Raw genomic sequence first — 16,110 nt, forward strand, 5'->3', positions numbered from 1 at the left:
AGTCGGTGCTTATGGCAATGAGGTCACACCCGTTCCCATTCCGAACACGGAAGTTAAGCTCATTCGCGTTGACGATACTTGGCTGGTGACGGCCCGGGAAACTAAATCAGTGCCGACACTTTAAAGGACTACTTCACGTAGTCCTTTTTTATTTGACATCTTTTCTCTTATATGATAAAATTAATTATTGACTTCTGAATTTCCGAAAGGTGATGATCTGCTTATGGATAAAGCTGCTTCACGAAAGAACACATATATATATATATTGATTTTTTCAGTTTTTATCATAGTACATTGCTTGTGTCTTATCAAGACTTCCGATGATCTTATGTGGGATAATATTGATTCTCTCTCGCAGATGCTGAAAAGCTGCAACCCGAATGGTCGTTATTTTACAAATATTATCACCTATTTTATCTGCAATTCGCCAGTCCTTTGCTTTTTTGTCTATACATTTTGCATGGGAGCTTTTTTGTACCTTTTCGGAGAACTATTGAAAGCCGATTTAAAGCATAAATGGCTGGCATTTGTTTTTGCAGGATGCACTTTCCTTTTTGCGCCTCGATATTTCTTCGTCCATATCTTTAACTGGATCTCGGGCTTTACAAATTATGTCATTTCCCTTGTTTTCTTGTTCCTTTATTTTCGGCACTGTTTACCGCTTTTTGAAAAGAAGCCCTTAAATAAAAACAAATTTCTGCCATTTTTATTTTTGATCACAGGATTTTTAGGCGAACTTTGCATTGAGAATATCACGGCTTATGATCTTATTTTCGGAGTTTTCATTATCATATTCTCTTTTGTGACTCAGAAAAAAGTTTATTTATCAAATATAACTTACTTGCTTGGAACAGTTGCAGGTACAGTAGTTATGATGTCGGACAGCAATTATAAGCACATTGCCAATGAGGGCGATAGTTTCGCATTCAGAAGCTTTATTTCTTCGCCTTCCGATATTTATATGAAGATTTACAGGGAAATAATCCCTGATTTTTCGCGTCCATATTATCTGCTTCACATAATTATAGCAAGCTGTATTTTATGTCTTTTTGTGAGAAAGTACGGAAAAAAAGAAAAGCGTCCTAAATATGCTTTATTATCCCTTATTATTATAGTTTTCTATGCTGTTTTCAGTTTTGTGGTTTCTAATGGTGAGGAAATGGCTGTACTTTCAAATGCATATCGAAGCAGAGCGATCGAAGCTGCTTTAACGTTTGCCTATATTGCTGCTCTGATTTATATGATATGTATTCTTTTTGAGGGCGGAAGGCGAATAAGGACAGTTGTTTATTTATTGAGCACGGTATTTGTTACAGCTCCGTTTATTGTAGTCAATGCAATAACGGGACGCTGTTTCTTTGCGTCATTTGTATTCTGGTGTCTGTTTACATTTGAGCTTGCTGTCCCTGTTATGAATGATGTAAAGTTCTTTGAAACGAGTTTTTCAGTGATCTGCGGTGCGATCCTTATTTCCTCTGTTCTGGGAATGAATATGTTTATGGATATCTCAAACAAAGTAGTGGATATCATCAGGATCAATTATATACATGAGCAGCTTGAAGCTGACGAGCGGCAGATACAGCTTATAAAGCTGCCGTATCAGAAGAACTGCTTTGACCCCATAACACTTTTTTCGGAAAATGATCTTTTCCTTACAAAGGACGGCAAACGCTATTCATATACTGAATTGTACTGCATAAATAATGATATTGACGAAAAGATATTTGATAAACAGACGATGTATATTGATATGATAGATTACAATATGTCAAAGGAAGATTATTGATATTGAAGCCCTCGTATTTGTTATACGAGGGCTTTTTTACGGTTTTGAATGATATATTATAGGTCGGAGCTGTACACCTTTGAGAGCAGCTTCAACAGCCTGCGGCAGCATGGAAAATTCCGCAACAAGTGAAGCAGGTTTGTTTATCCAGTCGTCCTGTACCATTGGCACAAAGAAATAATTCTTGCGGTTAAACAGCTTACCGAGATTTTTTGCGGAGCCCATAAGCGAGTCGTTGGAAGCTATGGCAAGAACAACAGGCTTGCTGCGGCGCAGATGGGATTTTACAGCCATTGTTACGGCAGTATCGGTAATAGACGCGGCAAGCTTTGCGGCGGTATTTGAGGTGCATGGAGCAACCACCATTATATCAGTCATGTCTTTCGGACCGATAGGCTCTGCTTCGGCAATTGACATTATGATATCCTTTCCCGATATTTTTTTCAGCTTTTCGATGTTTTCCTGAGAAGTGCCGAACCGCGTCGATATAGATGCTGAGTGCTCGGACATTACAGGTATGAGCTCTGCGCCGTACTCAACAAGTATTTCAGCCTGTTCAAAGCTTTTCTCAAAAGTGCAGAAAGAGCCTGTCATGGCGTAGCCTATCTTCAATCCCTTTAAGGTTTTACTCAAAGGCTTCACCCCTTTCCTCTATCATGGCGCTTACTGTTTCTGCAATTATCTCTCCTGAGGTCACGGGAGCAGTTTTTCCGGGGAGCCCAAGTGCCCATATAGCCTTTATTCCGTGGCTGAGCGCAGCTTCAAAGTCGATGCCGCCCGGTTTTGAGGCAAGGTCGATAAACAGAGTATTCCTATCAAATCTGCCGAGCATATCATCGTCAAAAATAAGCTTAGGTACTGTGTTGAATACTAATCCGTAGCTGCCGCCAAGACGGTTTATGGGAACAGCTTTTATGCCGTGAAGTCTTGCTTTTGCAGTTCCGTGGGAGTTGTGTACAGCCGCTGTTATATCCGCACCGAAGCCTTTCAGTATCTCCGCAAGAGCTGTTCCTATGCGTCCCATTCCAACGATTAAGACTTTCAGCCCGTTGAGAGTTACGGGCAGCTCTTCAAGGGCGAGCTGAACAGCGCCCTCTGCTGTTGGAACAGCGTTTTTAAGGCTCATTTCCTCGCGCAGCAGGTAATCATATATCGTATGGTCAGACATGGCTTTTCTGAGCTTGTCATCGACTTTCCCTGCATATATAACCGCATCGGGAGCAAGCAGCTCATCAACTGCGGCTATGGATATGACAGATGAACTGCACGGTGCAAAGAGGTTTCCCTCGCTGTTAAGGGGTGGCACAGGCAGTACGGCGCAGTCGAATGAGCGGACTACTGTACGGTCGGCAGTTTTAATGTCAAGGTCGTCGGGAATACGCTCACGGTCAAAGCCGAGAACGCTTATTTCAAAATCGCGTGAAAGTCTGGCGGCACAGTAAAGCTGACGCATATCTCCGCCTGCGATAAGTATTTCAGGTCTTTTCATATATTTCTCCAATCTGCCGTAAGGCAAAGAAATGATTATCTCTAATCATCATATTATATGAAAGAGCAGGGGAGAGTGACAATATATCAATACATAAAAAAGGCGCTTCCATTGCGGAAACGCCTTTAACAATACTTTTATTATCAGTCGATAGGAAGGATCCAGTTGAATGTATCCTCTATCTTGCCCCACTGGATACCTGTCATTGTATCATAGAGCATCTGTGAGATCTTGCCGATCTTGTTGTCGTTGATCTCCATAACCTTGTCGTTCCACTTGAGGTGACCAACAGGTGAGATAACAGCAGCAGTACCTGTACCGAATACTTCGTCAAGCTTGCCTGCATCGTAAGCATCAGCGATCTCCTGGATAGTGATGCGTCTTTCCTCAACCTCGATACCCTTTGACTTGCAAACCTCGATAGCGGACTTTCTTGTGATACCTGGGAGGATAGAGCCCTGAAGCATAGGAGTTACTACCTTGCCGTCGATTACGAAGAATATGTTCATTGCGCCAACTTCTTCGATGTACTTCTGCTCAACACCGTCGAGCCAGAGAACCTGTGAGTAGTTCTGCTTGTGGGCCTCGTCCTGTCCGATAAGAGAAGCAGCGTAGTTGCCGCCTGTCTTAGCAAAGCCCATACCGCCTCTTACAGCGCGGACATACTTGCTCTCAACGTAAATATTTACAGGGTTAAGACCTGTTTCATAATAAGCTCCCGAAGGTGAGAGGATAATTATGAAGAGGTACTGAGCGCCGGGCTTAACACCGAGGAATGGGTCAACAGCGATGATGAATGGTCTGATATAGAGTGACTCGCCTTCCTTTGAAGGAACCCAGTCCTTTTCGACCTTGATGAGCTCTGTAAGGCACTTCATGCCAAGCTCAACAGGAAGCTCAGGGATAACAAGTCTCTCGTTGGACTGATTGAGTCTCTTGAAGTTTTCCTCAGGACGGAAAAGCTGTACCTTGCCGTCAGCAGTTCTGTAAGCCTTTAAGCCCTCGAATACTTCCTGACCGTAGTGGAGACACATAGCGGCAGGTGAAAGCTCGAGAGGAGCATATGGCTTGATTTCGGGATCATGCCAGCCCTGACCCTCATCATAGGGCATAACGAGCATATAGTCTGTGAAGATGTGACCGAAGCCGAGCTTGTCGCCTGGCTGTGGCTTAGCCTTGAGGCTTGCTGCTTTTGTGAATTTGATTTCCATTTTATTCAACCTTCTTTTAATAATATTGACCTTTTAATCTGTGACCGAGAAGTAATTCTTCTCGTAAATTCGCTTGCAGACAAAAATAGCAACAGCTGTAAAAGCCAGAACTGATACAGGAATTGAAGCTGCAATAATTACTTTACCTTTTTTGCTCATAAAAACTACTCCTTATCTCAGATCAGAGAAATCTTTCAATAAATAATTATACCATATTATTGCATATTTTTCCATAGTCGGAATGTAAAAATACTGCATAAAAAGCAGTGTTGAAATATATGCAATATATCAATCGTCAAAGGTTCTGACGCGGAGCTTTGCTCCCAGCTCGGCAGCAAGCTTCTTTGAAGCTTCTATCTGCTCGGGAGGGATAACGTCAACTACTGACATTACTATCTCAGCTCTGCCTATCTTTACGCAGTCCTTTGTGAATTTCTGAAGAGCCTCGAAAGCGTTGTCAAATCTCGGGCGTGTGACTCTCATGTATTCGTCCTCGGTGCCTGCATTGAGACTTATAGATATGATATCAAGGGAATAGCAGAGTGCTTTTGAAATGCTTCTGCCGTGGATAAGGTCGCCGAGACCGTTTGTGTTGAGTCTGAGCTTGGGACATCCTTCTCTGCTGCGGAGATAAGCGGCAGTCTCGAGTATCATGTCAAGACGCTCTGTAGGCTCGCCGTATCCGCAGAAAACAATCTCTCTGTACTTTTTGAGATCGCGTTTTCTCAGATCCATGATTATCTCGTCCCATGAAGGTTCATGCTCCAGCCAGAGCGGGTCTGAGCCGTATGCACCGTCAGCATGGTTTCGTATGCAGAATGTGCAGTTGCATGGACATTTATTTGTAAGGTTGAGGTAGAGGTTATTGCCTACCTCATAAGAAATGGTCATAGCTTTTGTCATAATTCAGCCTCTTTTCAATAATTAATCATACTGGTCCTCGAATGTTTCAAGCCAGTCCTCGCCGAAAATATCCTCGGCTTTATCTTCAAGATCAACGGAAATATAAGTCAGTACATCGTCGAAAGAATCATATTCCTCGGTTTCGCCATCAAATGTTGTAAAGAAATCTCCTGTTTTCCTTGAAAAGCACAGGTACTCTCCGTCGCCTGTAAAGCTTCCGACAAGAACGTTTTCGGCGTCATCAATTTCAGGGAAAAACAGCTGCCATGATCTGTCTGACATATTGCAGTTTTTGGTTAAAAGGAGCCATTCTTTCAACATGGACGGGATAACGGCGTCGTTCTCTTTTTCCCAGTTATTGATCTCTTCTTCGGAAGCAGGAGCTTCAAATTTGTACTCATATTCATCGGAAAGAAAATCACATAAGTTTTTAAGGTGATCATAGGATTCTTTGATCAATTCTTTATCACTTTTTTTTATAACGAATAATCCTTTTTGTATGTTTATTGTTTGTAATTATAAGATCATACAGGGAGTTACCGTTCCCTATAAATGTAACAATGTTACACACGGACGCCAAATGGGCGTCCCTTCTAAGCACTAATAACTAAAACCTGATCACTCTATGTATATACGCGGTACACGTTTTGAGATGCCGCAGACTACTTCGTAGCCGATAGTTCCGTATATCTGAGCAAGATCATCGGCAGTTATGCGGTCGCCGTTATCTTCGCCTATGAGTATCACGATATCGCCCGACTTAGCTTCGGGAACGTCTGAAACATCTATCATAAGCTGATCCATACAGACTCTGCCGACTATTTTACAGCGTTTTCCGTGTACGAGCATTTCGCCCTTGGAGCTGAGAAGCCTTGAATAGCCGTCAGCGTATCCGATAGTAACAGTGGCGATACGCATTTCATGGTCAGCTACAAAGGTACGTCCGTAGCTTATGCAGTCGCCCACATTTACAGTCTTTACGTGGGAGATAACAGCTTTGAGCTCCATAAGCGGTTCAAGTCCTTCAGGGATATCAAGGCTTACATCCGGGTGCAGACCGTAGAGAATGATTCCTGCACGTGAAAGAGTACTGCGTGAGCTGTTTCTGTAGCAGGTAGCCGCACTGTTCATAAAGTGGAGATGTTTGAGCTTTATACCGTGGCTCACAAGCACGTCGTATGTATCGGTTATGAACTTCTCCTGCTTGTCGGTGTAAGCGATATTGTCGGGAGCATCACTGTCTGCAACAGCAAAGTGAGTATATATGCCCTCAACAGAGAGCTTGTCGATCTTCATCATAGCCTCTATCTCGGCAGCGCAGGCTTCGGGAGTATCGTGCTTGAGACCTATTCTTCCCATGCCTGTATCTATCTTTATATGGCATCTTATGGGAGCAGGAGTGTTCTTCACAAGCTCCTGAGCATATTCTGTGGAAACTACGCCCTGAATAATGTTGTATGAAGCGATCTCGTGAGCGTACTCCGGGGGAGTATATCCGAGAATGAGGATATCAGCATCGGGAGCAAATTTCCTTACAGCAATGGCTTCATCAAGGTTTGAAACGGCGAAATACTTTATTCCGCACTGCTCGGCGAGACAGCGGACGATGTGCTCGTCACCGTGACCGTAAGCGTCAGCCTTTACTACAGCCATTATTTCTGTACCTGCTGAGTTGAGGCTCCTTATTATTTCAACATTTTTTCTGAGCTTGGGGAGAGATATCTCAGCCCATGCTCTTTTGAGATACGGCTTCATTTCCGTTATCAATCCTTTCTTTATGTCAAAGTTAAAATTTAATTACAAGTTAAAAAACGCCTTGAAATAATACATAATATATGTTATAATTTCTATGTATGATTTTTTCGGGAAAGCGAGGTGTACCATGCTTTTCTCACTTGATTCGGGTATCGAAGTAATGCCTGCGGAGACTATTGAGACAGACGCTGGGCACACTGTCTGCTTTACGGGTCACCGCGAGAGCAGTGTGATACCATATATGAAAGATCCTGTTTACAGCAGGCTGACCCTGCGTACAGTACAGCTCATGCTGTTCAGGTATATCGACATGGCTGTTGAATACGGCTACAGGAGCTTTATCAGCGGACTTGCAGTTGGTACAGACCTGTGGGCGGCAAAGTACATACTCAATAAAAAACGCGCCGACAGCAGTATACGCCTGATCGGTGTCATGCCTTATCTGCGCCATTCAGAGCGGTTCAGCAGCAGCTACAGAGAGATGCTTGCCGATGTGGAAAAAGGAGCGGATATGCTTCTTGCCACAAATACAGATCCCACAGTAGTATATGGAAAAAGCCGTGCAGGAGAGAACACATCTCCTGATCTTTACCGTGCAAGGAATTATTTCATGGTGGATCATGCTTCTGCGGTAATATCCTATTTCAACGAAGGCTCGTTCAAATCGGGAACGTATCAGACGCTGAACTATGCAGTCCGTCAGGGACTGAAGATACGGCGTTTCGGTCTTGAGGACGTATATTCCGTCATGGAAGAGTGCGGAGCCGATATAGAAAGCATACGCAGAAAGCTTGTATTTATGGAAAATGTCTTTGATCTTCCCTATTAATTATATCACATAAAACTTTTTTTGCAAGTTTATTCAGATAATTTTTCCGCAAATAAAAATTGAAAAATGAATGTCTGTTCTTTTTCAACAGAGTGTTGAATTGTGTGTTTAAACATGGACAAGCCATTCATTAATGTGGAAAATGTGGAAAACTTTGTGGATAACCGTATCTGCGCCAAGAAGTTTTTAACTTTGTTTTTTGGAAAACTTTTTTATTCATTTCCCGATGTATATTTTGAGGACATGACTTTATACGATCAGTTTATATCCTTTGTGATATTAAAAATTGCATATTTAAAAAAGAAAAAAACACATGAAAGGAGCCACTGAAATGGCAAAAGGAAAAAGCGGACATATAGCTGTTCCGTTTCTTGTAACAATCTTTATCGGACTTATAATCGTAGGAGGCATCGCATACGGAGCTTACCGATATTTCGGGCTTGGAAAGCAGGAAGAGCCCACCGAACCCATACCGCGAGCAATTGATGAGGTAACATCTGAGGATAACCATACCATGCTTCTGGTGCTTGATGTTCCTGAAAAAAGATGCCCTCCGACATTTGTTCTCATGCATTCAATGCCTCTCAAGAAAGAGATAGTATTCATAGGTATCCCGTCAAATACTATTGCACTTATTGATGATAAACAGATGAGCATAGGCGGCTGCTACGAAAGCGGCGGTCCTGCATCTGCCGAGGACTTTATAACAAAGGTGTTCGGCCTTGAAATAGACAAGTATATGAAGTTCAATGCTGACGCAGCAAAGAAGATCTATGATATTTTCGGTGACGTTACTTATCCTGTAAATGCTGATATTGCAGGCTTCCAGAATGACGGTTCAAGCCAGCTCCTCAACAGCGATCAGGCGCTTACCTTTGTAACATACACTATGTTCAAGGACGGAGAGAGCGAGAGAGCGTTTACAGCCGCTACCTTCCTTTCATCAATGGTAAACCAGACTGACGGTAAGTACCTTGCTGATAATATGGACAACAACTTTGGCATAATAATCAATATGATAGAGTCTGACGTTACATCTGCCGATTATAAAGATCACAAGGCAGCTTTAAAGCATATGTTTGAAAACGGCAAATCCATTTCTTCTGCTGTCTCACTTGACGGTACTATCTCAGGCGATGACTTTATCCCAAGCGAAAAATTCATCGGAGACCTCAAAGAGAAGTTTGCAGAAACAAAATCAGCAGAATAATATGAAAATTTTCGATACTCACTCTCATTATGCCGATCATGCCTTTGATGAGGACAGGGAGCAGGTGCTTGCCGGACTTCCTCATAAGGGCGTTGAGCTTGTAATGCTTGCGGCATCTGATATGAGAGACTGCGCTGCAAATTCTGAGCTTGCGAAAAAGTATGACTATGTTTATGCTGCCGCAGGTATTCACCCCGAAAGCCTTGATGAAACTCCTGAGGACTATCTTGATTTTCTCAGGGATATCATCAGTTCAAATCCCAAGATAAAGGCTGTAGGCGAGATAGGCCTTGACTATCACTATGACGGCTATGACCGCGAAAAGCAGATACGCTTTTTCCGTGAGCAGCTGGAGCTTGCTGCTGAGCTTGATATGCCTGTCATAGTCCACAGCCGCAATGCCACTGAGGACACGGTGGAGATACTCAAAGAATACCGTCCGAGGGGAGTAGTCCATTGCTTCAGCGGTTCTGCTGAAACAGCAAAGGAGATACTAAAGCTTGGAATGTATATCGGCTTTACGGGAGTCCTTACGTTCAAGAATTCAAAAAAAGCACTTAAAGCGCTTGAGGCTGTTCCGCTGGACAGACTTCTCATGGAGACCGACTGCCCATATATGGCTCCCGAACCATTCAGAGGCAGACGAAGCGACAGCTCAATGATAGCGTATACGGCTGCAAAGGTTGCCGAGATAAAAGGAGTTCCCACAGAGGATCTTATTGATATTACCTGCCGCAACGGAATGAAGATGTACGGCATAGACTAAAAGTAAAGGAGGAAACTGAATGTATTACTGCTGCGGAGTTACAGACAAGGGCATAATGCCGCATAACGAAGATGCCCTGCTCATAAACGACAGCGTTATGGATTCAGGTTCTTCCGAGCATAATGTATCAGAACCGTTTATTGCCGCTGTGTCCGACGGAGTGTCGGGGGAGCGTTCAGGCGAGCTTGCTTCAAAGATGTGTCTTGAGCTTGTTCGTGATATAAATTACCGCGGAGAAACAAAGCTTGATGAGGAGCTTCTCGGCATACATCAGAAGCTTGCGGAGTACAGCAGATCAGACCCCGAGATGCACAATATGCAGGCGACCTTGTGTGGTATAGCCGTTGATGAGCACAACAATATCCTTACCTTTAATGTGGGGGATTCGCGCCTTTACAGGTACCGCAGCGGACGCATCAAGCAGATATCCCGTGACCAGTCTCTTGTGCAGCTTCTCATAGATGAGGGAGCTATAACTCATGAGGAGCGCAAGACTCATGTTCACCGCAATATTATTTTCCCTGTTTTGGGCAATCAGAAGTCAGTACCGCAGATAGACACGGTATTGCTTGAAGATGGAATGGAGTACGGCGACCTTTTGCTGCTGTGTACCGACGGACTTTCGGATTATGTCTCCACACTTGATATCGAGGAAATAATAGAACTGCCGAAAAATCTGAAAACAAGACTTCAGCTCCTTGTGAAAAAGGCTCTTGAGAACGGCAGCAAGGATAATATATCAATTATCGCAGTGGCATACTACGAATAAACATAAGGAACGGCTTGTGCCGTTCTTTTTATATTTCACTTGCGATGATAAAGTGCTTTGGCATTGAAAAACTGCGTTAAAAATGTTGCACTGGGTTAACGAGCAGTTAATGAGCAGCAAAGTTGCCCTACCATTTTTGGCTGAATATTAATTTACTGGAAAAAATTCCATATTATGTCTTGACTTATAATAGCGAAAAGAGTATAATTTATATTGTATGGCGAATACTGCTTTTTATTTTATATATTAACTTGGAGGTTTTAACAATGAGCAGAGTTTATAACTTCAGTGCCGGTCCTGCAGTTCTTCCTGAGGAAGTGCTCAAGGAATGTGCAGAGGAAATGATGGATTACAAGGGCTGCGGAATGTCCGTAATGGAAATGTCTCACCGTTCAAAGGTATATGATGAGATAATCAAGGAAGCAGAAAAGGATCTCCGTGATCTTATGAATATCCCTGACAACTACAAGGTTATCTTTGTACAGGGCGGTGCTTCACTTGTATTTGCAGGCGTACCTATGAACCTTATGAAGAAGGGTAAGGCTGCTTACATCATCACAGGTCAGTGGGCAAAGAAGGCTGCTCAGGAAGCTGAGAAGTACGGCGACGTAGTAAGAGTTGCTTCATCTGCTGACAAGACATTCTCTTATATCCCTGACTGCTCTGATCTCGATATCCCTGACGATGTCGACTATGTATATATTTGCGAGAACAATACTATCTACGGAACAAAGTTCTGGGAGCTCCCTAACACAAAGGGTCACGAGCTGGTTGCTGACGTAAGCTCATGCTTCCTCTCAGAGCCTGTTGACGTAACAAAGTACGGCGTTATCTACGGCGGCGTTCAGAAGAACGTTGGTCCTTCAGGCGTACAGATCATCATCGTTCGTGAGGATCTTATCGCTGACGGTCCTGCACTCAAGTGCACACCTACAATGATGGACTGGAAGATACAGGCTGATAACGAGTCACTTTACAATACACCTCCATGCTACGGCATCTATGTATGCGGCAAGGTATTCAAGTGGATCAAGAAGATGGGCGGCCTTGAGGCTATGAAGGCTCATAACGAGAAGAAGGCTAAGATCCTTTACGATTTCCTCGACAGCAGCAAGATGTTCAAGGGCACAGTTGAGAAGAAGGATCGTTCACTCATGAACGTACCTTTCATCACAGGCAACGAAGAGCTGGACAAGAAGTTCGTAGCTGAGTCAAAGGCAGCAGGCTTTGAGAACCTCAAGGGTCACAGAACTGTTGGCGGTATGAGAGCTTCTATCTATAACGCTATGCCTATCGAGGGCGTTGAGAAGCTCGTTGCTTTCATGAAGAAGTTTGAGGAAGAAAACTCGTAATAATTCATAATGCATAATGCGGATTCTTAATTATGCATTTCAAAATTAAACAGAAAGAGGTTTACTGAAATGTACAAGATTCAGACATTAAATAAGATCTCAGAAGTAGGAACAGACGTATTTGACAAGAGCAAGTATGCAATTTCTGATGACTGCGCAAATCCTGATGCTATAATGGTTCGTTCAGCAAAGATGCACGATATGCAGTTCGGCGACAACCTTCTCGCTATTGCACGTGCAGGTGCTGGCGTAAACAATATCCCTGTTGAGCGCTGCGCACAGGAGGGTATCTGTGTATTCAATACTCCCGGTGCTAACTCAAACGCTGTTAAGGAGCTTGCTATCTGTGCACTTCTTCTTTCTTCAAGAAAGATCGTTGAGGCAGCTGAGTGGGCAGCTTCACTGAAGGGAACACCTGACGCTCCAAAGACAGTTGAGAGCGGCAAGTCAAAGTTTGCAGGTCCTGAGATCGCAGGCAAGACTCTCGGTATCATCGGTCTCGGCGCTATCGGCGGTAAGATCGCAAACGCAGCTGAGTCACTCGGCATGAAGGTCATCGGTTTCGACCCATACCTTTCAGTAGGTGCAGCTCTTCACCTTGAGCCATCTGTAAAGATCGTTACAGATATCAACGATATCTACAAGAACAGTGATTATATCACAATACATATGCCATATACTCCTCAGACAAAGAACACTATCGACGCTGAGCAGATCGAAATGATGAAGGACGGCGTTCGTCTTATCAACCTTGCAAGAGGTGAGCTTATCAACAGCGAGGCTGTAGTTAAGGCACTTGCAGACGGTAAGGTAGCTAAGTATGTAACAGACTTTGCTGATGATGTAGTTCTCGGTGTTGAGAACGTTATCGTTCTCCCACACCTCGGTGCTTCTACACCTGAGAGCGAGGACAACTGTGCTATTATGGCAGCAGAAGAGCTTATCGAGTACATCGAGAACGGTAACATCAAGAACAGCGTAAATCTTCCTAACGCATCAATGAATGCTGTTGGCACAAAGGTTTGCATTATCCACAAGAATGTTCCTACAACTATTGCTTCTATCACAACAGTAGTAGGCAACGAGGGCATCAATATCGAGAACATGGTAAATGCAAGCAAGAAGGACTTTGCTTACACAATGCTCGATGTAACAAGTGATGTACCTCCGGCAGTTGAGGGCAAGATCAACGCAGTTGACGGTGTTATCAGAGTAAGAGTTATAAAGTAAGATAAAAACGAATAAAGTTCAGCCCCGAGGCTATGCCTCGGGGCTATACTTTTTATAATCTTTTGCTTATGATATAGCGCTTTTTTACATTCAGCAGAGTTGCCGAAAAAAGGAGATATCCCTTTAGTTCATTGAAATTCGGGACAAGTTCTTCATCGTCGTAGAAATAGAGCTTCATCATGAGCCGACCGAATACGAATACAAATCCCAAAACAATCAGCCACCTGCTCTGCGATATGGAGTGCCCGTGGAGTATGAACAGTATCATTGCTATGAAAAAGGCAGTTATAAGCAGTGCTGAGAAAAGATCCATACCGATGACACCGTAAAGATAAGACCTTTTTTCCTTAATCACGTGCATATAATTATGATATTGCTGAGCGAGCTGAGCCAGTTCCGCCGTTATTCCAGCGACGGGGAAGATGAGCAGCAGATAATGTGACCTTTTTAAAGATATCAATAATGTGAATAGCAGAAAAGAAAACGGTAGTAAGCAGTACATAATGAAAACTGTTATATAATTCAGCAGCAGTTCATTATGTGCCAGATTTATAAAGTCCGATGGCGGCTTATAGTCTGAACCGAGTGAAATGAGACGATTGAACTCTTTCATGCCGCGATAGATGTAAAAACCGGCATGAAATGTTGACATGATGAAAACAAATGCAAAGATGATGATGCTTGAGATACTGTATTTTCTGCGCTCAATGGCTGTCATATTCTGACATATGGGACACAGAGACGAATTATCGTATATTTTGGAGCCGCATTTTTCGCAGCAGCGCATTACAGCTTCCAGCTGTCGCAGAGCTTATGGATTGCTTCTGTAAGCTGGCGCATATCGGCGTTGGTTCTGCCTTCAGAGTCCTTGATAAGAGCAGCAAGTCTGTCGGAAGCAGCAATGAGGTCGCTGTAAGCAATGCTGAAGTTTGCGGAATTTTTCTTCTTCGGGATCGGTATAGGTTCAGCGTCAATGGTTATGACATTTTCGGCGATGTCGAATTCAGCACCGCTGTAAGGAACGTACACATCTTTACCCAGCTCATCTCTCAGACGCTGAGCAAAGCTTTCAGCAGAGCTTGCTTCGCCGTGGTTGATGAAAAATCTCTGTACACCCGAAACAGCTTTAGCCCATTCAAGAAGTCCGTTTACATCGGCGTGACCGCTTATACCGGGGAGCTGAGTGATACGGGCAGCTACCTTGACGGTCTCACCGAAGAGCTTGACGCGCTTTGCACCTTCCACAAGGCTTCGACCGAGAGTATTGCTTGCCTGATAGCCGACAAAGAGGATAGTATTCTGTTTTTTCCAGAGGTTGTGCTTTAGGTGATGCTTGATACGACCTGCCTCACACATACCGCTGGCAGAAATAATTACCTTCGGGCGTTCATCACTGTTTATGGCGATAGAGTCGTTGCTTGTTACCGTGCGGATAAGATTTTCAAAGCCGATAGGGTTTATTCCCTGACGAACAAATGAAAGTGCCTCTTCGTCGTAGCAGCTTTCGCGGTTATCGACGAAAATATCGGTAGCTTCATTGGCAAGAGGACTGTCTACATAAACAGGGAAGCCGTCGTGACCTTTGACAAGCCCCTCGGATTTGATATGTCTGATGAAATACAGCATTTCCTGAGTTCTGCCGACTGCAAAGGACGGTATGATAACGCTTCCTCCGCGGTCAAAGGTCTCCTGAAGTACCTTTGCCAGAGATGTGGTATAATCAGTAGGGCGGTCGTGGACACGGTTGCCGTAGGTTGACTCCATTACGACGTAATCAGCGTCGGCAAAATGCTGCGGGTCGCGTATAAGAGGCTGGTGGATATTTCCGATATCTCCCGAAAATGCAATAGTTTTGGTAACTCCGTCCTCGGTAAGAGTAAGGAGAATGCTTGACGAACCGAGTAGATGACCTGCGTCACGGAAGAGCACCTTTATACCATCACATATCTCGACTTCCTTCTCGTACTGATGAGGTATGAAAAGCTCGATTGCACCGAGAGCGTCCTCCATAGTGTAGAGCGGTTCATAGTTGGGGTCGCCGCGTCTTTCAGCCTTACGGCTGCGCCATTCTGCTTCAAATTCCTGAATGTGGGCACTGTCACGGAGCATAACGCTGCAAAGGTTGGAAGTAGCTTCCGTAGCGTGTATCTCACCCTGAAAACCGCCCGAGTAGAGCAGAGGCAGCAGACCCGAGTGGTCGATATGAGCGTGAGTGAGGAGAACGAAGTCGATATTTGACGGTGATACAGGTATCTGAACGTTCTCGAATATATCTTCGCCCTGCTGCATACCGAAGTCCACAAGGAACTTCTTGCCGCAGGCTTCTATATAAGTGCAGCTTCCGGTAACTTCGTGAGTTGCACCGATGAAAGTCATTTTCATTGAAAAACCTCCTTTAGTAAATCAAAATTTAAAGGCGTAAAAACTTGCCGAGTGTATGAACGGGATTCCAAAGGGAGTGTGTTCCTTTGGCAGAGTCCAGAGGCAGAGCCTTTGGTCGCTGTTCCCAGCTTTTAAAGAACAGCGAAATAATACGAAGGCGCACCGCAAGGGTGAATTCCGAAAACAATCCACTGAATTGTTTTCGGAAGAGGGTGACTCCCCACGGGGTGGGGAGATGTCGCAGCGCGACAGAGGGGACGGACCCGATTAGGGGGTCCTGCAAGAGAGGGCGTCCCTTAACAGTTTGATACGCTCTTTTGGGGACGTCGAGGACGCCGTCCCCTACATTTCGGGCGGATAATATCCGCCCCTACACGGAACGCCGAGGGCGGCGTTCCCTACAATGGGCTAACAGGTCAAATCAAAAT

Annotated in this window: 16 protein-coding genes and 2 rRNA genes (1 of these 18 only partly in view); 9 read left to right on the plus strand and 9 right to left on the minus strand. The window is 44.1% G+C overall.

The window, feature by feature from the left end:
* Position 1: 1 nt before the first annotated feature.
* A 5S ribosomal RNA gene (gene rrf, locus L870_RS0105215) occupies positions 2-118 on the plus strand.
* 105 nt (positions 119-223) lie between these two features.
* On the plus strand, positions 224-1,786 hold the full coding sequence (locus tag L870_RS0105220; RefSeq protein WP_028517246.1) for a DUF6056 family protein: 1,563 nt from the start codon (positions 224-226) through the stop codon (positions 1,784-1,786).
* Positions 1,787-1,822: 36 nt separating this feature from the next.
* Here L870_RS0105220 and L870_RS0105225 read toward each other — a convergent pair whose 3' ends face one another.
* From L870_RS0105225 to alr, 7 genes are all read right to left on the minus strand, one after another.
* Positions 1,823-2,419 carry a dipicolinate synthase subunit B gene (locus tag L870_RS0105225; protein WP_028517247.1) on the minus strand — a complete coding sequence of 199 codons (597 nt, stop codon included), beginning with the start codon at positions 2,417-2,419 and terminating at the stop codon, positions 1,823-1,825.
* Positions 2,412-3,275 carry a dipicolinate synthase subunit DpsA gene (locus L870_RS0105230; protein ID WP_028517248.1) on the minus strand — a complete coding sequence of 288 codons (864 nt, stop codon included), beginning with the start codon at positions 3,273-3,275 and terminating at the stop codon, positions 2,412-2,414. The genes L870_RS0105225 and L870_RS0105230 overlap by 8 nt, the downstream gene beginning before the upstream one ends.
* Before the next feature lie 143 nt (positions 3,276-3,418).
* The gene (locus tag L870_RS0105235; protein WP_028517249.1) at positions 3,419-4,486 is read right to left on the minus strand and encodes a branched-chain amino acid aminotransferase; all 1,068 of its coding nucleotides are present in this window, start codon (positions 4,484-4,486) and stop codon (positions 3,419-3,421) included.
* 33 nt (positions 4,487-4,519) lie between these two features.
* Positions 4,520-4,645 carry a hypothetical protein gene (locus L870_RS20020; RefSeq protein ID WP_278244603.1) on the minus strand — a complete coding sequence of 42 codons (126 nt, stop codon included), beginning with the start codon at positions 4,643-4,645 and terminating at the stop codon, positions 4,520-4,522.
* A 129-nt stretch (positions 4,646-4,774) separates the two neighbouring features.
* Entirely contained in the window at positions 4,775-5,389 is a 615-nt protein-coding gene (locus tag L870_RS0105245; RefSeq protein ID WP_037271315.1) for a TIGR04100 family radical SAM protein, read from the minus strand.
* Positions 5,390-5,410: 21 nt separating this feature from the next.
* Complete coding sequence (locus L870_RS0105250) at positions 5,411-5,848, minus strand: hypothetical protein (RefSeq protein WP_028517251.1); 438 nt, start codon at positions 5,846-5,848, stop codon at positions 5,411-5,413.
* A gap of 159 nt (positions 5,849-6,007) precedes the next feature.
* Complete coding sequence (gene alr, locus L870_RS0105255; protein ID WP_028517252.1) at positions 6,008-7,144, minus strand: alanine racemase; 1,137 nt, start codon at positions 7,142-7,144, stop codon at positions 6,008-6,010.
* A 127-nt stretch (positions 7,145-7,271) separates the two neighbouring features.
* On the opposite strand from alr, the gene L870_RS0105260 reads away from it, so the two are divergent.
* The 6 genes from L870_RS0105260 (at position 7,272) to L870_RS0105290 (ending at position 13,300) form a co-directional block, all read left to right on the plus strand.
* Positions 7,272-7,973 (plus strand): SLOG family protein, encoded by a 702-nt coding sequence (locus tag L870_RS0105260; RefSeq protein ID WP_028517253.1) that lies wholly within the window; start codon positions 7,272-7,274, stop codon positions 7,971-7,973.
* Positions 7,974-8,304: 331 nt separating this feature from the next.
* Positions 8,305-9,183, plus strand: a complete 879-nt coding sequence (locus tag L870_RS0105270) for an LCP family glycopolymer transferase (RefSeq protein ID WP_028517255.1) — start codon at positions 8,305-8,307, stop codon at positions 9,181-9,183.
* Between the two features lies 1 nt (position 9,184).
* On the plus strand, positions 9,185-9,949 hold the full coding sequence (locus L870_RS0105275) for a TatD family hydrolase (RefSeq protein WP_028517256.1): 765 nt from the start codon (positions 9,185-9,187) through the stop codon (positions 9,947-9,949).
* Positions 9,950-9,968: 19 nt separating this feature from the next.
* Positions 9,969-10,718, plus strand: coding sequence for a PP2C family protein-serine/threonine phosphatase (locus tag L870_RS0105280; RefSeq protein WP_028517257.1), 750 nt, complete (start codon positions 9,969-9,971; stop codon positions 10,716-10,718).
* A 266-nt stretch (positions 10,719-10,984) separates the two neighbouring features.
* Positions 10,985-12,070: a 3-phosphoserine/phosphohydroxythreonine transaminase gene (serC, locus tag L870_RS0105285; protein WP_028517258.1), complete on the plus strand. Its 1,086-nt coding sequence runs from the start codon at positions 10,985-10,987 to the stop codon at positions 12,068-12,070.
* A gap of 69 nt (positions 12,071-12,139) precedes the next feature.
* Positions 12,140-13,300, plus strand: coding sequence for a phosphoglycerate dehydrogenase (locus tag L870_RS0105290; protein ID WP_028517259.1), 1,161 nt, complete (start codon positions 12,140-12,142; stop codon positions 13,298-13,300).
* Positions 13,301-13,352: 52 nt separating this feature from the next.
* Here the strand turns inward: L870_RS0105290 and L870_RS19220 are convergent, their stop codons facing one another.
* On the minus strand, positions 13,353-13,613 hold the full coding sequence (locus tag L870_RS19220; RefSeq protein WP_155250148.1) for a hypothetical protein: 261 nt from the start codon (positions 13,611-13,613) through the stop codon (positions 13,353-13,355).
* Between the two features lie 473 nt (positions 13,614-14,086).
* The gene (locus L870_RS0105300) at positions 14,087-15,682 is read right to left on the minus strand and encodes an MBL fold metallo-hydrolase RNA specificity domain-containing protein (RefSeq protein WP_028517261.1); all 1,596 of its coding nucleotides are present in this window, start codon (positions 15,680-15,682) and stop codon (positions 14,087-14,089) included.
* Positions 15,683-16,097: 415 nt separating this feature from the next.
* On the opposite strand from L870_RS0105300, the gene rrf (L870_RS0105305) reads away from it, so the two are divergent.
* A 5S ribosomal RNA gene (gene rrf, locus L870_RS0105305) occupies positions 16,098-16,110 on the plus strand; it runs 104 nt beyond the window's last position.

The sequence above is a fragment of the Ruminococcus flavefaciens ATCC 19208 genome (assembly GCF_000518765.1).
Lineage (GTDB): Bacteria > Bacillota > Clostridia > Oscillospirales > Ruminococcaceae > Ruminococcus > Ruminococcus flavefaciens.